The 19,958-nt window shown below is 69.8% G+C and carries 16 protein-coding genes; 7 read left to right on the top strand and 9 right to left on the bottom strand.

Annotated elements, in window-relative coordinates; translation table 11 throughout:
• Positions 1-12: 12 nt before the first annotated feature.
• The 4 genes from SROS_RS45265 to SROS_RS45250 all read right to left on the bottom strand — a co-directional run bounded on the left by SROS_RS45265 (position 13) and on the right by SROS_RS45250 (position 6,063).
• A complete protein-coding gene (locus tag SROS_RS45265) occupies positions 13-1,524 on the bottom strand; it encodes a protein kinase family protein (protein WP_012895717.1) in 1,512 nt (503 codons plus the stop codon).
• 195 nt (positions 1,525-1,719) lie between these two features.
• Complete coding sequence (murJ, locus tag SROS_RS45260) at positions 1,720-3,324, bottom strand: murein biosynthesis integral membrane protein MurJ (RefSeq protein WP_012895716.1); 1,605 nt, start codon at positions 3,322-3,324, stop codon at positions 1,720-1,722.
• A 29-nt stretch (positions 3,325-3,353) separates the two neighbouring features.
• Positions 3,354-5,495 (bottom strand): DUF6049 family protein, encoded by a 2,142-nt coding sequence (locus SROS_RS45255; protein WP_012895715.1) that lies wholly within the window; start codon positions 5,493-5,495, stop codon positions 3,354-3,356.
• Positions 5,496-5,541: 46 nt separating this feature from the next.
• Complete coding sequence (locus SROS_RS45250; protein WP_012895714.1) at positions 5,542-6,063, bottom strand: aminoacyl-tRNA deacylase; 522 nt, start codon at positions 6,061-6,063, stop codon at positions 5,542-5,544.
• Positions 6,064-6,223: 160 nt separating this feature from the next.
• On the opposite strand from SROS_RS45250, the gene SROS_RS45245 reads away from it, so the two are divergent.
• On the top strand, positions 6,224-7,624 hold the full coding sequence (locus SROS_RS45245; RefSeq protein ID WP_052317172.1) for a CCA tRNA nucleotidyltransferase: 1,401 nt from the start codon (positions 6,224-6,226) through the stop codon (positions 7,622-7,624).
• Position 7,625: 1 nt separating this feature from the next.
• Positions 7,626-8,846, top strand: coding sequence for an adenosylmethionine--8-amino-7-oxononanoate transaminase (locus SROS_RS45240; protein ID WP_012895712.1), 1,221 nt, complete (start codon positions 7,626-7,628; stop codon positions 8,844-8,846).
• On the opposite strand, the gene SROS_RS45235 is transcribed toward SROS_RS45240, so the two are convergent.
• Complete coding sequence (locus SROS_RS45235) at positions 8,800-10,098, bottom strand: MFS transporter (RefSeq protein WP_012895711.1); 1,299 nt, start codon at positions 10,096-10,098, stop codon at positions 8,800-8,802. The two genes, SROS_RS45240 and SROS_RS45235, sit on opposite strands and share 47 nt — an antisense overlap.
• Before the next feature lie 139 nt (positions 10,099-10,237).
• Between SROS_RS45235 and idi the strand changes: the two genes are divergently transcribed.
• Positions 10,238-10,819 (top strand): isopentenyl-diphosphate Delta-isomerase, encoded by a 582-nt coding sequence (gene idi / locus SROS_RS45230; protein WP_012895710.1) that lies wholly within the window; start codon positions 10,238-10,240, stop codon positions 10,817-10,819.
• 123 nt (positions 10,820-10,942) lie between these two features.
• On the opposite strand, the gene SROS_RS45225 is transcribed toward idi, so the two are convergent.
• Together SROS_RS45225 and SROS_RS45220 are read right to left on the bottom strand one after the other, a co-directional pair.
• Positions 10,943-12,022, bottom strand: a complete 1,080-nt coding sequence (locus SROS_RS45225; protein ID WP_012895709.1) for an inositol-3-phosphate synthase — start codon at positions 12,020-12,022, stop codon at positions 10,943-10,945.
• Positions 12,023-12,049: 27 nt separating this feature from the next.
• Positions 12,050-12,724, bottom strand: a complete 675-nt coding sequence (locus SROS_RS45220; RefSeq protein WP_012895708.1) for a PadR family transcriptional regulator — start codon at positions 12,722-12,724, stop codon at positions 12,050-12,052.
• A gap of 696 nt (positions 12,725-13,420) precedes the next feature.
• Between SROS_RS45220 and SROS_RS45215 the strand changes: the two genes are divergently transcribed.
• From SROS_RS45215 to SROS_RS45205, 3 genes are all read left to right on the top strand, one after another.
• Positions 13,421-15,889, top strand: a complete 2,469-nt coding sequence (locus tag SROS_RS45215) for a transglycosylase domain-containing protein (RefSeq protein ID WP_012895707.1) — start codon at positions 13,421-13,423, stop codon at positions 15,887-15,889.
• On the top strand, positions 15,889-17,196 hold the full coding sequence (locus SROS_RS45210; protein WP_012895706.1) for a glycosyltransferase family 87 protein: 1,308 nt from the start codon (positions 15,889-15,891) through the stop codon (positions 17,194-17,196). Before SROS_RS45215 ends, SROS_RS45210 begins: the two co-directional genes overlap by 1 nt.
• Before the next feature lie 179 nt (positions 17,197-17,375).
• On the top strand, positions 17,376-18,497 hold the full coding sequence (locus tag SROS_RS45205) for a glycosyltransferase family protein (RefSeq protein WP_012895705.1): 1,122 nt from the start codon (positions 17,376-17,378) through the stop codon (positions 18,495-18,497).
• Between the two features lie 75 nt (positions 18,498-18,572).
• Here the strand turns inward: SROS_RS45205 and SROS_RS45200 are convergent, their stop codons facing one another.
• Positions 18,573-19,331 carry a deoxyribonuclease IV gene (locus tag SROS_RS45200; RefSeq protein WP_012895704.1) on the bottom strand — a complete coding sequence of 253 codons (759 nt, stop codon included), beginning with the start codon at positions 19,329-19,331 and terminating at the stop codon, positions 18,573-18,575.
• Between the two features lie 98 nt (positions 19,332-19,429).
• Between SROS_RS45200 and SROS_RS45195 the strand changes: the two genes are divergently transcribed.
• Positions 19,430-19,612 (top strand): hypothetical protein, encoded by a 183-nt coding sequence (locus SROS_RS45195; RefSeq protein ID WP_012895703.1) that lies wholly within the window; start codon positions 19,430-19,432, stop codon positions 19,610-19,612.
• 32 nt (positions 19,613-19,644) lie between these two features.
• Here the strand turns inward: SROS_RS45195 and SROS_RS45190 are convergent, their stop codons facing one another.
• Positions 19,645-19,956 (bottom strand): hypothetical protein, encoded by a 312-nt coding sequence (locus SROS_RS45190; RefSeq protein ID WP_012895702.1) that lies wholly within the window; start codon positions 19,954-19,956, stop codon positions 19,645-19,647.
• Positions 19,957-19,958 lie beyond the last annotated feature (2 nt).

The following is a 19,958-nucleotide window of genomic DNA, read 5'->3' as shown; positions in this document are numbered from 1 at the left end:
ATCGCCCCGGTGTCACTTCGCGGCGAGGACCTTGACGTCGATCACGGTGCCACGGTATTTGCCCTGGTAGGTGGGCATCTTGGTGAACCAGATCAGGACGTGTCTGCCCTTCTTCGGAGACTCGGCGGTGAAGATCTTCTTGCCGGAGGCCTCGGCGGACTTGCCGATCACGGTCATGTTCTTCAGGTCCTGGGAGTCGCCGACCCTGATCTCCGCGGAGCCGCCGGAGCCGCTGCCGAAGTCGACCGACACCTGCTTCACCGGCACGCTCTGGTCCAGGGTGAGCATCAGGCCGACACCGTCCTTCAGCCGGCCGAAGTCCTCGGAGTTGTAGGACTCGGAGTGCCAGTCGGTGGAGGGCTTTCCGTCCACCGCGTAGAGGGCGAGCTCGCCCCGCTCGTCGCCGCCGCCCAGGGGGTCGAAGCCGGTGGCGGAGGCGGGCTTCACCTCGCGGGTGGCGGTGGCCGCGGTCGGCGTGGGTGTGGGCGTCCCCTCCGCGATCGGGGTGCCGGCGTTGCCGATGCTGCGGCCGAGCGTCCAGGCGCCCAGGCCGACGGCCACCATCACCAGCAGCACGACCATGGTCATGGCCACCTTGTTGAGCATTCCGCCGCCGCCCGCCTGACGCGGCGGCTGCTGGTGGTGGTGGTGCTGCGGAGGGGCGGGAGTGCTGGGGTGCTGGGGCGCCGAGGTGTCGAGGCCCTCCGAGCGGGAGGACGCCACCGGGAGCGGGGGCGGGGGCGCCACGTGCATGGGGGTGGGCCGGGGCACCGAGGCGAGGGCTTCGGCGACCCCCTCCGGGGTCGTCAGCGGTTCGAGCCCGCGCCTGCTCTCCGGCAGCAGCACCCGGCAGGTGATGGTGTCGAGGTAGCCGGGGACGCCCGCGGTGACCTGGCGCGGTGAGCAGAAGTGGCCGTCGTCCATGGGGGCGGCGGGCAGGCCGCTCTCCTGCTCGTCACCCGGCCAGTGGCCCGTCAGCCCGGCGTACAGCAGGCGGCCGAGGCCTTCGGCGTCGGTCCGGGCCGGGTCGTCGCTCGTCACGTCGGCCAGGACGGCGTCGACTCCCACGCCGAGCAGCTTGACCGTGCTGCCCGCCGTCCACACCAGGTGGTCGGGGGTCAGGCACAGGTGGGCCTGGTCCGCCTCGTGCGCGTGGGCCAGCGCCTCGGCGGCCTCCGCGACCAGCGCGGCGGCCCGCTCGGGGTCCAGCGGCCCTGAGGTGATCATGTCGGTGAGGGTCTCGCCGCTCACCCACTCGCTGACGACGTAGGAGTGACCGTCGTCCTCGGTGGCGTCGAAGACCTGGGTCAGCCGCGGGTCGGTCAGCCTGCTGGCCGCCCGGGCGGCCGTGACGACCTCGTTGAGGCGGGGGAAGTCGGGGTCGAAGGTGTGCACGGCGACGGGCCGGGCGAGCACCTCGTCGATGGCCTTCCAGAGCGTGGCCCCACCGGACTCGTGGACGCGGTCCTCAAGCCGGAAACGCTCGGCAAGCTTGGTGCCGGGCTCGACGGCGGAGGAACTCATGAGCTCTCCGTAACTGAGAACACGCCAGCGTCTTGCCGGGTTGACACATCAGGACACATCACGCGATGCCGGGTGGATCCGCCCACGCCCTCCTGCTTCCATTAGCCGCATGTCGTCACACGCGTCGCACCATGGTAGTCCCGCGCCGGTTCCGCCCGTGTTCTGCTTGTCAGACGCTTGGGACAAGTCTTGGGGTTACCGGCCTACCCTGCCCGCAACCATTCCAACGACCGAACTGACTTCCGGGATACGCATCCGGTGCGCGATGACCAGGTAGAGCACCATACCGAGACCGCCGCCCGCGGCCAGCATGATGGCCGCGCTGAGCGGGTTCAGGTCGGTCAGCTCCTGGGTGAGCCACAACACACCCAGCGCGGCCGCCGCGGCCGGAAGCGCGGCCATGTACATCCGGGACAGCCCGGCGGCCACGACGCGCCCCTGCAGGCCACGCACGCGGCGGCTGGCGAGCGCCCAGGCCACCCCGGTGCCCGCGATATAGGAGACGGTGAGCGCGAAGGCCAGGCCCATGACGACGTATCGGGCGGGCAGGACGGCCGAGGCGAGGAAGCTGAGCGCGATGCTCACCGCCGTGTTGCCCGCCCCGATGAAGACGGGGGTCCGGGTGTCGCCGAAGGCGTAGAAGACACGCAACAGGAGCTGGAAGATCGAGAACGGCACCAGCGCCAGGCCGAAGACCTGGAGTACGTTGCCTATGTAGACGGCGTCGTCGGGGTTGTTGTTGCCCCAGGAGTAGATCATCACGGTCACGGCCGGACCCAGCACCATCAACAGCAGCCCGGCGGGCACGAGCAGCGACGCCACCAGACGCACGCCTGAGGAGAACTCCTCGCGGATGGAGTCCAGATCGCCCTCGGCGGCCGACCGGCTCATCCGGGGCAGCATCGCGGTGATCACCGAGACCGCGATGATCCCGTAGGGGAGTTGGAACAGCTGGAAGGCTTGCGCGTACGCCGTGTTGCCGGCCCCCGCGGCCTTGGCGCCCGCCCCGGAGGCGATGTTGGTGGTGACCAGGAAGCCGAGCTGGGTGACGCTCACGTAGACGAGGGTCCAGGAGCCGGTGCGGACCATCTCGCCCAGTCCGGCCTCACGCAGGTCGAACCGGGGCCGGAAACGGAAGCCCACCTTGTGCAGCGAGACCATCAGCACCAGGCACTGGACCACGATCCCGGCGGTGGTGCCGAGCCCCAGGAGGGCGAGGTCGGCTTCGCTCACCGTGCCGACGTCCGCGCCCGCGCTGCCCGCCTTCAGGTAGTAAAGGACCAAGACGGCGATCATCACGACGTTGTTCAGCACCGGTGCCCACATCGGAGCGGCGAACCGGTCGCGGGTGTTGAGGATCGCCCCGGCGAGCGCCCCGATGCCGAAGAAGGCGATCTGGGGAAGGACGAACTGGGCCAGGGTGACCGCGACCTCGATCCGCCGGGGGCTCCAGTCCGAGGTGTAGAGGCCGATCAGCGGCCGGGCGAGCAGCACCGCGACCACGGTCAGCAGCGTCAGTGTGATCGTGCCCACGGTCATCAGCCGCTGCTCGTAGGCCCGCCCGCCGTCGATGTCGCTCTTCTGCCGCCGCACGATCATCGGCACGACGACGCTGCTCAGGATCCCGCCGATGAGGAAGTCGAACAGGATGAACGGGATCGCGTTGGCGACGGTGTAGGCGTCGCCCATCTGCGCGCTGCCGAGCGCGGCCACGAGCACCGCCGAGCGGATGAAACCCGTGACGCGGGAGACCATCGTCCCCGCAGCCATGATCGCGCTCGCACGCAGGACCCTGCTCATGCGTTTTCCTCCGCTAGGTCGCTAGGTGCTCAGGACTCGGTGCCGGCCGGCGCGCTCGCGCGCCTCGGGGGTACGGTCGCCGCCGAGGCGCGGCGGGTCCCCCTGCGGCGCAGGACGCGCATGACCACGGCCGCCAGCATCACCAGCAGGGCCGCTCCGACGATCACCAGCGCGATCCCGGTGTAACCGGTGGTCCGTACCGTCAGCTCCACGGGCTTGCCGTAATTCCGGCCGTCCGCCGTGGTGAGCTGGACCGTCACGGTGGTCTGCCCGCTGGCCGTCGTCGTGGCGGTCATCGGGACCCGGATGGTCCGGTTCTGACCGCCGCGGAGCACGATCGGGTCGTCCCGGGCCTCGTAGGGCTCGATCTTCAGCAGGTCGGGCTGGTCGGAGGTCACCTTGAGCCGGACCGTGACCTGGTTGGCGTCGACGTCCTGGCCCAGCCCGTTGTGGACGGTGATCGGCACGTCGCCGTTCTTGCCGGCGAGCGTGCGGATCTGGGTCTGCCCGGTGCCGGTGATGGAGATCTTCCCGATCCGGGCGTCGACCGCGGTCCCGACCTGCTTGACGTACGGCGTCGCGGTCTCGGCCCTGTCCCGCCAGGCGGAGGAGGCGAGCCGGAGCACCGCCAGGTCGAACACGTCGAGGTCCTGCTCCGTGGTCACCGCGGCCGTCAGGTCGGCGCGCGCGGCGACCCGCTTGACGCTGCCCACGTACGGCTTGGCGAGCTCCTTGCGCCGGTCCTGGTCGGTGTAGGTCAGGCCGGTGCGGGGCGTGGGGGCGCCCTTGCCCCGCTTGATCGCGTCGAGCGTGGCCGGGGCGAGCCACGGCAGGGTGGCGGCCGTCTTCGCCAGGCCGGTCACGTAGGCCGGGTCCGGGTCCCAGCGCCGGGGCGGGACGCCGACGACCGTCCTGGCCGTGGTGACGGGCTCGGAGCTGATCATCGCGGTCTCCGCGATGAACCGCTGGCGGTTCAGCAGGGCCGCGCCGGGGGCGGAGGTCTCGGCCCCGATGATCTCGCCCAGCACCGTGTCGGTGACCAGCGCGGTGATCGGGCCGTTCACGCTCTCCACGGTCGCCGAGGCGTCCGGGGTGGTGACCGGAGGGATCGCCGGCGGCAGGTTCAGCGGGTTCAGCAGGACGGTGGCGACGTCGCCGGTGGACAGCAGGTCCAGGCCGTCGTAGTCGATCAGGCCGTTCACCGGCCAGTTCACGTCGGTCAGGACGTCACGGCCGAGGGTCTCCCTGGCGACGATCTTGGCCGCGTCGATCCCGGTCTCGGTGACGTCGTCGACGCCGTTGTGGGCCAGGGCGGCCACGTCGGGGTCGCCGTAGGGGGTCGCCACGACCGGAGGCTTGGCGAGAGCCGTACGGAGGTCGCCGAGCCACTTGGCGGCCGCGGCGTTCGCCGGGCGGTTCTCGCTCTTGTCCTTGGTCCTGAGCGTGTAGGCCCTGCCCAGCGCCCGCACGTCGTCGAGGAGGGCGGGGTCGACCACCCAGGTGAGCCCCTTGGCCGAGGCGGTGTCCCGGGCGATCTCCAGGAGGTTGCCGAGGCGCTTGCCGTCGGCCAGGGCCCCGGGCAGGCCGTCGCTGACGAAGGTGCGGTCGTCGGCCCGGCGGGGCTGGTCGATGAGCGGCAGGACCATGGCGAGCCTGGTGCGCGGCACCTTGACGTCCTTGGGCATGTAGGCCACGAAGGTGCGCTGGACGGCGAGCTGCTGGCCGACGGGGTCGAGCACCTCGACCATGACCGGGTAGACGCCGAACCGGGTCAGGCCCAGCTGCTGCGGCGTGGAGACGAACTCCCACGGCGCCTTGGCGGAGGGCGCGACCTGCGGGACGCTGAGCTGGTTCCAGGTGGTCGGCTGGAGCCCCTGGCCGCTCTGGTAGGCCGCCATGTCGGCGCGCCCGGCGAACGGCTGGGAGGAGTAGCGCATCCGGATCCGCAGGTTGGCGAGCGCCTCGGTGCCGGTGTTGGTGAAGGACCCGGAGATCTTGATCTCGGTGGTCGGCTCACGGGGCACGTCGGGGCTGATCGTCTCCACCACGAGTTGGGGGCTCTGGCGGCTCGCCATGGTGGTCTGGGCGTTCGCCGTAGCCGGAAGCACCACGGCCGCGGGAAGAAGCAGCGTGGTGGTGAGCACGGCGAGCAGCGCGGCCTTGTTGATCACATGCCGGCCATGGGTCGAGTACGGCGCACGCCCGTAATGCTATGGCCTATCCAGCGAGGGGAAAGGTCGCAGGCTCCCTCCGTGACCGGGAATGGACTAGGTCAATGGTCTTCCCAGAGACAAGTGTGAGCAGGTGGTCGGCGCGTATCCGCAGTGCCGTGTGACGCTCTCCCGTGGGTGTGTGGACAACCTGCCCGGTTCCGGCGAGCCGCTCGTCGACCAGCACGGTCAGCCCGTCGGGGAGCAGCAGCGGGCAGATCAGCCCGGCGGCGTAGTCGGTGACGGAGTTCACCGTGAAGGCCGTGGCGGGACGGACCCGGCGGGCGCCCAGGGTGCCGCCGATCACGCCGGGCCGGGGAGGCGAGTCGACGGAGGTGACGACCGCGACGGGCTCGCGGCCGATCCGGGTCATGACCTCGAAGACTGTGACTTGCACGCAGGTCGCCGGGCTCGCGGACAGCAGCTCCGGCAGTTCGTCGACGCATGTCATCGCGCGCGGAAGGCGTACGATCTCATGGTGGACCTGGTGTGCGAGGAGCCAGCGGTGGATCGCGAGGGCGTCCTTCATGTATGTGCTCCTTGCCTCGACGCACGGCCCCCGACGGTCTCCTGACTGACCGTAACCTGGTGATCGCGTCAGGTGTATCCCCAGAGGGGAACATGTTCCGTAACCGAAGGACCTACCCGGCTTGTCCCTTTCAAATCTGTCTGAGAGCCAGCGGCACGGCATGAGCGAGCTGTTCCGAAAGATCGCCCCCGTGGCCGACGAACTCGGCGAACTGTTCTCCGCCAGGGGATACCAGATCGCCCTGGTGGGTGGCTCCGTCCGCGACGTCCTCCTCGGCAGGATCGGCAACGACCTCGACCTGACGACGGACGCGCGTCCGGAGACGGTCCTGGAGCTGATCCGCGACTGGGCCGACTCCATCTGGACGATCGGCATCGACTTCGGCACGGTCGGCGTGCGCAAGGGCAACTGGCTGCTGGAGATCACCACCTACCGCAGCGAGTCCTACGACCCCAAGTCGCGCAAGCCCGACGTGGTCTACGGCGACACGCTGGAGGGCGACCTCGCCCGGCGTGACTTCGCGGTCAACGCGATGGCGCTGCGCCTGCCGTCCCGCGAGTTCGTGGACCCGCACGGCGGCCTCGACGACCTGCACGCCAAGGTGCTGCGCACCCCCGCCCTCCCCGAGCGGTCCTTCGACGACGACCCGCTGCGGATGCTCCGCGCCGCCCGGTTCGCCAGCCAGCTCGCCTTCACCGTCGATCCGGCCGCGTTCGCCGCGATGACCGCGATGGCCGAGCGGATCGAGATCGTCTCCGCCGAGCGGATCCGCGACGAGCTGAACAAGCTGATCTGCGGCGACCACCCCCGCGAGGGGCTCAAGGTCCTCGTCGACTCCGGACTCGCCTCCCACGTCCTGCCCGAACTGCCCAAGCTCCGCCTGGAGATCGACGAGCACCACCGGCACAAGGACGTCTACGAGCACACGCTGATCGTGCTGGAGCAGGCGATCGACCTGGAGGAGAACGGCCCCGACCGCATCCTGCGCTGGGCGGCGCTCCTGCACGACGTGGGCAAGCCCAAGACCCGCCGCCACGAGCCCGGCGGCCGGGTCTCCTTCCACCACCACGAGATGGTCGGCGCGCAGCTCGCCAAGAAGCGGATGTCGGAGCTGAAGTTCCCCAAGGACGTGGTGGCCGACGTGTCCCGCCTGGTGGAGCTGCACCTGCGCTTCCACGGGTACGGCACCGGCGAGTGGACCGACTCGGCCGTGCGCCGCTACGTCCGCGACGGCGGGCCCCTGCTCGAACGCCTGCACAAGCTGACCCGTGCCGACTGCACCACGCGCAACAAGCGCAAGGCCCAGGCGCTGTCGCGGACCTACGACCAGCTTGAGGAGCGCATCGCCCGGCTGGCCGACGAGGAGGAGCTGGGGAAGATCCGTCCCGAGCTCGACGGCAACGAGATCCAGGCGCTCCTCGGCGTCCCCCCGGGCCCGGTCATCGGCCGCGCCTACAAGTTCCTCCTGGACATGCGCCTGGACAAGGGCGTCATCGGCAAGGAGGCGGCGACCGAGGCCCTGCGCCAGTGGGCCCACGAGAACGGCCTCCCCCCTGAGTGACATCGCGGACCTGGACCGCGAGCACGTCTGGCACCCCTACGCGGCCCTGCCGCCGCGGGGGCCCGTGCACGTGGTCTCCAGGGCCGAGGGGGTACGGCTGACGCTCGCGGACGGGCGGGAGCTGGTCGACGGGATGTCGTCCTGGTGGGCGGCGATCCACGGCTACAACCACCCCAGGCTCAACCGGGCCCTGAAGGACCAGGCCGGGAACATGGCGCACGTCATGTTCGGCGGGCTCACCCACGAGCCCGCCGTACGGCTGGCGCACACGCTGGCCACCATGACCGGGCTGCCGAAGGTGTTCCTCGCCGACTCGGGCTCGGTGGCCGTCGAGGTCGCGATCAAGATGGCCTTCCAGCTCACCGGCAAGAGCCGCCTCTTCACGGTCAGGGGCGGCTACCACGGCGACACCTTCGGGGCGATGGCCGTCTGCGACCCGGTCAACGGCATGCACCACCTGTTCTCCGGCGCGCTGGCCGGGCACGTTTTCGCCGGACGGCCGCCGGCCGAGTTCGACGAGGGCTACGCGGCCCGGCTGGACGAGATGGTCGCCGGGCACGCCCACGAGCTGGCGGCGATCATCGTGGAGCCGGTCGTCCAGGGGGCGGGCGGCATGCACTTCTACCACCCCGCCTACCTGCGCCGGCTCCGCGAGCTGGCCGACGAGCACGGCATCCTGCTGATCGCCGACGAGATCGCCACCGGGTTCGGCCGGACGGGGGAGCTGTTCGGCTGCGACCACGCCGGGGTCAGGCCGGACATCATGTGCCTGGGCAAGGCGCTGACCGGCGGCTACATGTCGCTGGCCGCGACGCTGTGCACCGAGCGGGTGGCCGAGGGCGTCGGCGTGCTGATGCACGGGCCGACCTTCATGGGCAACCCGCTGGCCGCCGCCGTCGCGGGCGCCTCCCTGGAGCTGCTGCGGGAGCGCCCGTGGCGCGAGGAGGTCGGGCGGATCGAGGCCGGGCTCGTGCGGGGCCTGGCGGAGGCCGCGGACGCCCCCGGCGTGAAGGACGTGCGGGTGCTCGGCGCGATCGGGGTCATCGAGACCCACGAGCCCGTCGACGTCGCGGCGGTCCAGGACGTCGTCATGCGGCACGGGGTCTGGCTGCGCCCGTTCAACCGGCTGATCTACACGATGCCGCCCTACTCGGTCGGCGACGACCTGGAGAGGATCACGACGGCGATGACGGCAGCGGCTCGGGCGCTCGGGCCGGCGTGAGCACCCGGTAGAGCAGCGCGCCGCCCAGGTAGCCGGCGGTGATGAGGACCAGCACCGCCATCGACCGGCCGTCGGCCGGCAGCAGCGCCGCGGCCAGGGTAGCGGCCAGCACGTAGGTGCCGTTGAAGAGCATGTCGTAGATCGAGAAGGCCCGGCCGAGGTAGGCGTCCTCGACGTCCCGCTGGACGCTGGTGTCCGCACAGATCTTGATGCTCTGCCCGGCGATGCCGAGCACGAAGCCGCCGGCCGCGAAGCCCCACTGCTGGAACGGCGCGCAGAGCGCGAACGTCAGCACCCCGGCGCCGGCGAGCATGCCCTGCACCCACCGCTCGATGCCGAAGCGCTCGGTGGCCCACGGCGTGACCAGGATGGCCAGGGCGTAGCCGACCCCCGAGGTGGCGACCACGATGGAGACCGCGTTCAGCGCGTCCTCGGCGCTGTCGGCGAAGTAGTAGCGCGACAACAGCACCAGCATCGCCGTGCACATGCCGTACACGAACCGGTGGGTGGCCATCGCCCCCATCGCGGCGGCGGCGGCCCGGTGGTGGACGAGGTGCCGGGCGCCGTCGGCCAGGCCGCTCAGCACGTGGCGCACGGCGGCGCGGGCCTGCGGCCGGTCCGGGTCGTAGGCCGGGCCGAGCAGCTTCCTGCCCATGGTCCTGGCGATCAGCGCGCTGAGGCCGAAGACGAGGCCGGAGGCGACCAGCAGCACCGCCGTGCCCCGGTGGTCCGAGCCGAAGACCATCCGCAGCAGGTAGCCCGCGCCCACGCCCACGAAGGTCAGCACGGTGCCGGAGGTGGGGGTGACCGCGTTGGCCACCATCAGCCGGTCGGCCGGGACGACGTGCGGGAGCGAGGCGCCCAGCGCGGCGAGGAAGAAGCGGTTGACCCCGAGGACGGCGAGCGCGGCGGTGTAGAAGAGCGCGTCGGGGGCGCCGGTGGCGACGAGGGCGGCGGCCACCAGCAGCAGCGCCCCGCGGACCAGCGGCGCGATCACCAGGATCTGCCGCCGGGACCAGCGGTCGATGAACACTCCCACGAAGGGGCCCAGGATCGAGTACGGCAGCAGCAGCACCGCCAGGCCGGCGGCGATCTGGACGGCGCTGGTGCTCTTCTCCGGGCTGAAGAAGGCGAATCCGGCTACGGCGAACTGGAAGATCCCGTCGGAGAACTGTGAGACCAGGCGGGTGCTGAACAGCCGCCGGAAGTCCCGACCATCCAGGACAACGCGTAGATCGGATACGAATGACACGGGCTCAGCCTACGCTCGACCGCCCCTGCGGAGACATCGGGAACATCCCTGAGATACGTGGGGGGGACACTTCCACACCTTTCATGATCTAACGCTGATCAGGCATGACGGGCCGACATGGTCACGTACTCTCGGTCGGGTGACGCCTCAAGAACACGTCGTGCTCGTCGACGCCGAGGGAAACGCGATCGGCACGGCCCCCAAGGCCGTGGTGCACGGTCCGGAAACCCCCCTCCATCTCGCCTTCTCCAGCTACGTGTTCGACGGGCAGGGCCGGGTGCTCCTCACCCGCAGGGCATCGCACAAGATCACCTGGCCCGGCGTGTGGACCAACAGCTGCTGCGGCCACCCGCTGCCCGGCGAGCCGATGGCGGAGGCGGTGACCCGCCGGCTCTCCCACGAGCTGGGGCTGAGCGCCGGCGGCGTCGACCTGCTGCTGCCGCGCTTCTCCTACCGAGCGGTCATGGACAGCGGGATCGTCGAGCACGAGCTCTGCCCGGTCTACCGGGTGGTCGTCGGGTCCGACGCCGCGCCCAACCCCGACGAGGTCGACGACGTGCGCTGGATGCCGTGGAAGGAGTTCGTCGACGGGGTGCTCGCCCATCGCCTGGCCGTCTCCCCGTGGTGCCGCGAGCAGCTCCCCCAGCTGGTCGAGCTCGGAGCCGACCCCCTCGGCTGGCCGGTCGCCGACCCCGCCGAGCTCCCCGCCGCCGCCCGCTGACCACGGATCGTCCGACCACGGATCGTCCGGGAACAGGCCCTTGAACGCGGGCCCTCGACCACGGGCCCTCGAACGCGGAGAGCCCCCCGCCCGGTGGGCGGGGGGCTCCTCACAGTCGGGCGCTCAGCGCTCGACCTCGCCGCGGATGTACTTCTCCACGTACTCACGGGCCTCGTCGTCGGAGTACTGCTCCGGCGGGGACTTCATGAAGTAGGAGGAGGCCGACAGGATCGGCCCGGCGATGCCCCGGTCGAGGGCGATCTTCGCGGCGCGGACCGCGTCGATGATGATGCCGGCGGAGTTGGGGGAGTCCCAGACCTCCAGCTTGTACTCCAGGTTCAGCGGGGTGTCGCCGAAGGACCTGCCCTCCAGGCGGACGTAGGCCCACTTGCGGTCGTCGAGCCACGGCACGTGGTCCGACGGGCCGATGTGCACGTCGGCCTTGCCCATCTCGTGCGGGATCTGGGAGGTGACGGACTGGGTCTTGGAGATCTTCTTGGACTGCAGGCGCTTGCGCTCCAGCATGTTCATGAAGTCCATGTTGCCGCCGAAGTTCAGCTGGTAGGTGCGGAGCAGCTCGACCCCGCGGTCCTCGAACAGCTTGGCCATCACGCGGTGCGTGATGGTCGCGCCGACCTGGGACTTGATGTCGTCGCCGATGATCGGGACGCCGGCGTCGGTGAACTTCTGGGCCCACACCGGGTCGGAGGCGATGAACACCGGCAGCGCGTTGACGAACGCGACCTTGGCGTCGAGGGCGCACTGGGCGTAGAAGCGGTCGGCTTCCTCCGACCCGACGGGCAGATACGAGACCAGGACGTCGACCTTGCTGTCCTTGAGGACCTGCACGACGTCGACCGGGGCCTCGTCCGACTCCTCGATCATGTCCCGGTAGAACTCGCCGAGGCCGTCGAAGGTGTGGCCACGCTGCACGGTCACGCCCAGCGGCGGCACGTCACAGATCTTGATGGTGTTGTTCTCCGAGGCCACGATCGCCTCGGACAGGTCACGCCCGACCTTCTTCGCGTCGACGTCGAAAGCCGCGACGAACTCGACGTCACCGACGTGGTACTCGCCGAACTTGACGTGCATCAGGCCCGGCACCCGGGCGCCGGGGTCGGCGTCCCTGTAGTAGTGCACGCCCTGCACGAGCGACGTGGCACAGTTGCCTACACCGACAATGGCTACGCGCACCGAACCCATGGCACTCGCTCCCCTTGTTCTGAGTGGTCATTTGTCTTCCGGGACGGCATGCCGTCCCGTGTTATCTGCTCCGGGCGCGGGCGCCCGGGATGTTCCTTCTTGCGTGGACTGCCGCTCTTCGTCGGCTGAGGAGCTCCGTCGCTCGGTGGCGATCAGCTCATTCAACCAGCGCACTTCGCGTTCGACCGACTCCAGACCGTGACGCTGCAGCTCGAGGGTGTAGCTGTCGAGCCGTTCCCGTGTGCGGGCGAGGGCCGTCCGGACGCCGTCGAGGCGTTCTTCCAGCCGGCTCCGGCGTCCTTCGAGGATGCGCAGGCGCACCTCGGCCTCGGTGTGCCTGAAGAAGGCGAAATGGACTCCGAAGCTCTCGTCCTCCCAGGCGGACGGGCCGGCCTGGGTGAGCAACTCCTGGAGCCGCTCCTTACCCTCCGCGGTCAGCTTGTAGACGATCTTCGACCGGCGGCCGGTGAGCGTTATGGGGCTCTCGGCGGGGGCAGAGGCCGTGTCGGACGCGCTGTCCTCCACGATGAGCCCGTCGGTCAGCAGCTGGCGGAGGCAGGGGTAGAGCGAACCGTAGGAGAACGCTCGGAACATGCCGAGGAGAGCGTTGAGCCGTTTGCGCAGCTCATAGCCGTGTAACGGGGTCTCGTGCAGCGACCCGAGCACGGCGAGCTCCAGTACGCCGCCCCGTCCACTGGCCACTGGAAACCACCACCTCTCGCGTCGATGTATCGAGCCGATACATCTTGAGGATACGTCGAACCAACATATCTCTGCAATTAACGACTTTCCCAAGAGGTTGGGCGCAAACAGTAAAAAGCCGTAGTGTGACGCCTATGTGGTCGCAGCGGACGGTAGTGGGCCGTGGCCCCCGCACGCTCGGGACCGCCTTCCGATACGGGGAATCCCGCGCTCAGGCGGGAGAGGTCTGCCAAGGTTGTTCTCGGAACCACCCGCCGGTCTCGTCCGTCCCCGGGATTGGAGATCCACCCGAAGAAGTCGGCTACCAGTCAGCCAAGGCGACGAGATCTTCCGTGATCTGGAGGTAATCTCCCCGCCAGCACGCCGCCGTAGACCCCGATGACCGAACGAGGACGCGTGAGTAACAGCCACAGCCATGACCCGGAGCCGGACGGACGCCAGCAGCGCCCGGACGCGTCGGCTCCCCAGGGACGGCGCCGTCGCTCAAGCCCAGGCGCCGCTCCCCGTGCAGTTCCCCCGTCCCAGCCCTCCCAAACCGGTGACGCGGCCTGGAATACGCCCCAGGCGCAGGGACGGTCGCAGGGCGTAGGACCGGACCCTCGGGACTTCGGACGGGCGCCGCAGGGCGCCGGGCGTGACCCCCGGGAGACCGGCCGGGCGCCGCAGGGCGCCGGGTACGGTCCCGGGGAGGGCGGAATGCGCAGGCGCGACCCCGACCCGGCCCCCGGCCGCCGTCCCGAGGCCGCCTTCGAGGACACCCAGGCCATGCTCGCCGCCCAGGCGAGGAGCGAGCGCTCCCCGGGCTCCGGTCCCGGCGGGCGGAGCAGGCGCGGCCGGGCCGGGCGCGCCGTCGCGGCGGAGGACACCGTGGTCTCCGGCGGTCCCGGCGGTCCCGGCGGTCCCGGCGGACGCGGCGGACGCGGACCGGGCGGCCGCGGTCCCGGCGACGGCGACGGCGACGACGAGCCCGACAGCCGGGGATGGAAGCGTTTCGTCCCCAGCTGGAAGATCGTGCTGGCGAGCTTCACGGTCGTCACCGCGGGTGTCTTCGGCATGATCGCGGTCGGCTACGCCAACACGCCCGTCCCCTCGGCCACGGACAAGCAGGACAGCGTGGACGACCAGGGCAGCGTCATCTACTACAGCGACAAGACCCCGCTCGCCCGCCTCGGCGTCAAACGGACGCTGGTGACGATCGACAAGATCCCGCGGCACGTCCAGGACGCGGTGATCGCCGCGGAGAACCGCAGCTTCCGCGAGGACAACGGCATCGACTTCAAGGGCATGGCCAGGTCGCTGTGGAGCACCGTGAGCGGCGAGCAGGTCCAGGGCGCCTCGACCATCACCCAGCAGATGGCCCGTAACTACTACGACGGCCTCAGCCAGGAGCGGTCGATCCAGCGGAAGGTCAAGGAGATCTTCGTCGCGATCAAGCTGGACAAGGAGATCAGCAAAGAGGAGATCCTGACCCAGTATCTCAACACCATCTACTTCGGACGGGGCGCCCACGGCATCCAGGCCGCGGCGCAGGCGTTCTTCAACAAGGACGTCGACAAGCTGACCCCGGAGATGGCGGCCTACCTCGCCGGCCGCATCCAGAACCCCGACGCGTTCGACCGCGCCGAGAACGCCAAGAACCTGGCCTCCACCCAGGAGCGCTACGACTACGTGATCAAGGGCATGGCCCAGATCGACCCGGCCAAGTACGGCTCGCTGCCCGCCAAGTCCCCCACGGCCCCCAAGCGGATCGCCGTCCGCAACAAGGACTACTACGCGGGCATCAAGGGATACATGATCACCGAGGTGCTCCGGGAGCTCAAGCGCAAGGGCATCAGCCAGGAGGACGTCGAGCGGGGCGGCTACAAGATCTACTCCACGTTCGACAAGCGCCTGATGCTGGCGGCCAAGAAGGCGGTCCAGGAGAACACCTCCGGCCTCTCCTCCGAGATCCACACCGGCCTCGCGGCCGTGGATCCCCGCAACGGGCGGGTCGTCGCCTTCTACGGGGGGCCCAACTTCCTCAAGCGCGAGTGGAACGACGCGTTCATGTCCGAGAAGCAGGCGGCGTCGGCGTTCAAGCCCTACGTGCTGGCCGCCTGGCTGGAGGCCGGCAACAGCCTCAACAGCTACCTGCTGGGCAAGGGCCCTATCAAGGCGCCGGGCACCAACGACATCAAGAACTCCCACGACATCCCCGGCGGCTCGGTCAACACCATCAGGGCCACCGCCGAGTCCGTCAACACGGCGTTCGTGCAGATGGGCATGGAGGTCGGCCTGGAGGAGGTCGTCAAGATCGCGGCCGGGGCGGGCATCGGCGAGGACAACCTCCAGAAGACCGTGAAGGACCACGCCTTCGCCCTCACCATCGGCTCCGGCCCGGTCACCCCGGTCCAGCAGGCCGGCGGTTACTCGATCTTCGCCAACGAGGGCAAGCACTTCGAGAACCACGTCGTGATCAAGGTCGTCGACCGCGACAAGACGGTGGTCCTCCCGGAGAGCACCCAGCACACCCAGGTCATCAGCCCCGACAGCGCGGCCGACGCAATCGTCGCCCTGGAGCAGGTCGTCAAGGACCCCCGGGGCACCGGCAGGGCCGCGGCCCTCTACGACCGGCCGGTGGCGGGCAAGACCGGCACCAACGACGAGAACAAGGAAGCGTGGTTCGTCGGGTTCACCCCGCAGCTGTCCACCGCCGTCGGCATGTACCGGCAGGACAAGAAGACGAACGCCGAGGAGTCGCTGGGCGCCGAGATCCAGGGCGCCACGTATCCCACCCGGGTGTGGCACGCCTTCATGGCGGAGGCGATGAAGGGCAAGGAGGTCATCCCCTTCCCGCCGCGCGCCAACGTCGGCACGGACAACAACATCGTCCCCAAGCCCACCCCGACGCCGACCCCGTCGCCCACGCCGGACCCGTTCGGCACCGAGGACCCGGGCGACGACGGCATCCCCGAAGACCTCGGGGACCAGCAGCCCTCGCCTGACGACCAGGGCTGCCTGCCCGGCGACATCACCTGTGACTCCACGGGGGACGACACCGGCTTCCCGGACGAGAACGGCGACGGCGGCGGCGACGGCGGCGGCGGCGACATCGGCAGCAACGGCGGCGCCCCCGCCGCGGTCGCGCCGGACCCCAGGGGCAGACCGTCCGGGCAGCGTCCCTGATGAAGAGCCTCCAGTCGCCGCTGAACACGGTGTCCGGCCTCGGGACGCGCGCGGTCCCGTACATCCCCCTGGCCCTGTTCGCGGGGCTGGGGGCGCTGCTCTCCTACCTGTGGAAGTGGCCCTGCCGCTTCGGCGGGGCGTGGAACCACGGGACCCTGCAGTTCACGAACTTCTGTTACACCGACATCTATCCGCTGTGGTGGAACGAGAAGCTCAACGAGGGCAAGGTCCCCTACTTCGACTACCCGGTCGAATACCCCGTCGGCATCGGCGGGATCATGGAGTTCTTCCGCCGCATCGTCACGCCCATGAGCGATCCCGGGACGGCGTTCTACGACCTGACCGTGATCCTGATGGCCCTCTGCCTGGTCGTCGGCGTGCTGCTGATGGCCGCGCTGGCCGGACCGGCCCGGCGCTGGGACGCGCTCTGGTACGCCCTCGCCCCCGCGCTGATCCTCACCGCCTACATCAACTGGGACCTGGCCGCCAACGCCCTGGCGCTGGGCGCGCTGCTCGCCTGGTCCAAGCGGCGGCAGTGGCTGGCGGGCGTCCTGCTCGGCCTGGCGATCGCCACGAAGTTCTACCCGCTGATGTTCCTGGGCCCGCTGTTCCTGCTGACGCTGCGCACCGGCAAGTGGGTGCCGTTCCTCAAGACGGTCGGCGGCGCGGCCGGGATCTGGCTCCTCGTCAACGTGCCGATCATGCTGACCGCCTTCGACGGGTGGAAGCGGTTCTACGTCTTCAGCCAGGAGCGCCCGGCCGACTGGGGCTCGATCTGGTACTTCTTCAACCAGAAGCAGTGGCCGATCCTCGGCGACGCCGACCGGCTCGACACGCTGGGCATCCTCGCGCTGGGCGCCTTCTGCCTGGCGATCGCGGTGCTCACGGTGACCGCCCGGACCCGGCCCCGGCTGATGCAGCTGTGCTTCCTCACCCTGGCCGCGTTCATGCTGACCAACAAGGTGTGGTCGCCGCAGTACGTGCTCTGGCTGATCCCCTTCGCGGTGCTGTCCCGGCCCAACTGGAAGGCGATCGCGCTCTGGCAGGTCGCCGAGTGCTGGTACTTCTTCGCGATCTGGCTCTACCTGGTCGGCATCCAGCCCGGCAACGAGGCGCTGGGCATCTCCGGCGACACCTACTTCACCGCCGTGTGGGGCCGGGCGATCACCATCCTGATCATGATGGCCCTCGTCGTGCGCGACATCCTCAAGCCGGACAAGGACGTGATCCGGCAGGCCGGGATCGACGATCAGGCCGGCGGCGTCTTCGACGGGGCCCCCGACCGGTTCCGCATCGCGCTCTCCTGACCCCCGGCCGGTCTCCGGCCACGGCTCCCGGCCGGTCTCCACGGCCTCCACGGATCCGGTACGGCACGCACGCCGTACCGGATCCGTGCTGTCGGGAGGGGGCGGCCGTCCGGAAGTGGTCAACCTCATGACCTTTCCGGCTGGCCTCAAGACATGATGATCCGCCACAATTCCACCGTATGACCACCCCCCTGGAACCTCCGCGCGACACCGCGATGGAGGCGTTGACGCTCTGGCTGAGCTCCCGGTTGGGAATCGTCGTCCTCGCGGTCGTGGGGGCCGGGGCCATGTCGGGGGGAGATACCGTTGCGCCGTTCCTGGAGCGCTGGAAGCACTGGGACACCCAGCTCCTCATCACCATCGCCGAGCACGGCTACGGCGGCGACCCCGCCGCCGCCGAGCCGGACAAGGGGCTGCCCGCGTTCTTCCCCGGCATGCCGCTGACGCTCCGCGCGGTGCACACGTTCGTGGGCGACTGGACGCTCGCCGGGCTGCTCATCTCCTTCGTGGCGGGCGCCGTCGCGATGGTGGCGCTGGCCAGGCTCGCCGAGTTCGAGGGACCGCCGGGAGCCGGGTGGCGCGCGGTGCTGGCGCTGCTGCTCTGGCCGATGTCGGTGTTCCTGTTCACCGGCTACAGCGAGGCGCTGTTCCTGGCCTTCGCGATCCCGGCCTGGCTGGCGGCGCGCCAGGGGCGCTGGTCACTGGCCGCCGGTCTCGCGGCGGGGGCCTCCTGCATGCGGATCACCGGCCTGTTCCTGGCCCTCGCCCTGATCGTGGAGTTCTTCACCCGGCGGCAGGCCGTACGGCAGGCGGCGTGGCTGGTGCTGCCGTTCGTGCCGCTGGTGCTCTACTCCGCCTACCACTACAGCCTCAGCGGCGACTGGCTGGCGTGGAAGCACGCACAGGAGGCCGGGTGGGGGCGGCACCTGGTGTGGCCGTGGGAGTCGCTGATCACGACGTGGAACTCGGCCATGGGGGAGGGAAGGTTCGCCTGGGCGTTCCGGCTGGAGATCGCCGGGGCGGTCGTCGGGATCGGGCTCGTGCTGGTCCTGCTCTACCTGCGGCGATGGAGCGAGTTCGTCTACGTGGGTCTCCAGGTGGGCGCCCTGATCTGCTCCGCCTACTACCTGTCGATCCCGCGCTCGGCGCTGCTGTGGTGGCCGCTGTTCCTGCTCATCGCGCGGACGGGCACCCCGGGCGCGCGCTGGAGACAGTGGGTGATCCTCGTCTACGCGCTGGTGGTCGGCCCGTTGATGGTGCTCAACACGCTGACTTTCATGGATGGTGCCTGGGTGGGGTGACTCTCCTTACCCATTCTTGGCACGGAGTAATCCAGAAAAGTTATCCACAGGCTGTGGATCAAACGCTCTTGCTGATCAGAGGCTCTTTCTGAGGAGAGAGATGTCCTCGGCCTGGCCCTCGAACGGCGTCTCCACCACGATCGGCGCCCCGGCGCTCCGGCAGACCGAGAGGATCAGCTCGGTGTCGATCCGGCCCGCGCCGAGGTTGGCGTGCCGGTCGGCACCGGACCCCGCGGCGTCGCGCGAGTCGTTGCAGTGGACCAGGTCGATCCGGCCGGTGATGGCCATGATCCGCTCGACCACGTCGGCCAGTTCCTCACCGGCCGCGTGCGCGTGGCAGGTGTCCAGACAGAAACCCACGTCGAAGCCGTCGAGGGCGTCCCACAGCCGGGCGATGCGCTCCAGCTTGCGGGCCATCGCGTTGCCGCCTCCCGCGGTGTTCTCGATGAGCACCGGGACCTCGTGCTCCTCCAGGCGCTCGAACACCTTGCGCCAGTTGTCGAAGCCCTTCTGCGGGTCGTCGCCGGCGCCGACGTGGCCGCCGTGGACGATCAGGCCCTTGGCGCCCAGCTCGGCCGCCGCGGCGAGGTTGGAGCTCAGCAGCTTGCGGCTGGGGATGCGGATCCGGTTGTTGGCGGTGGCCACGTTGATCACGTAGGGCGCGTGGATGTAGACGTCCACGCCGGAGTCCCTGATCTCCGGGGTCTTCTCGCCGATGACCGGGCCCTTCCAGCCCTGCGGGTCGCCGAGGAAGAACTGCGCGACCTCGGCGTCGCGCGCCCTGGCGTGGGTCAGCGGGTCGTCCTGGTCGACATGGGCTCCGATACGCGGCATGTGTTCGAGCCTAGCCGTTTCGAGCCGCCTTTCACGGGCAGTCGCACGGCGCGCCCCGATGCCCGCTACCCCCCGCGGGCCGAACGCAAGGAGTCGAAGTGGCTTACTACCGCAGAGGGATCAGCCTGATCGGCCTGATCTACATCCTGATCGGTCTCTACGTGGCCTGGGTCTACGACTACATCACCCCCAAGCTCCTGAAGGACGTCGCCGAGGCACTGCTGGCGGTCTTCCTGTGGTTCCTCGTCCTGCTCGGCGTGGACCTGCGGCTGGGCGGTTAGCCGCCCGGGAGTGGCCTTCGGCCGTCGGGGCTCTACGGGTAGAAACCACCGTGGTAGATGCCGAAGGCCACACCCACGAACGAGGCCACGATGCCCACGATGTTCAGTGAGCGCTCGGCCGTCGTCGCCGAGACGTACTGCGAGTAGAAACCTCCGACGAACCCCACCGTCCCCAGCCACGCCCCGATCGCGTGCGCGCCGGGGAAGAACGCGGACACGAAGGCGATCAACCCGCAGGCGAGCGTGACGACACTCAGGACGTTCTCGACGGGGTGCCGTCGCCCGTCGCTGTTCAGTCGCAGCCGGGACGGCCGGCCCCCGGTGGAACGAAACACGTGCGGCATGG

This window comes from Streptosporangium roseum DSM 43021, from assembly GCF_000024865.1.
GTDB lineage: Bacteria > Actinomycetota > Actinomycetes > Streptosporangiales > Streptosporangiaceae > Streptosporangium > Streptosporangium roseum.
The sequence above is the reverse complement of the archived record's forward strand: the minus strand, read 5'-3'. Positions and strand labels throughout refer to the sequence as shown.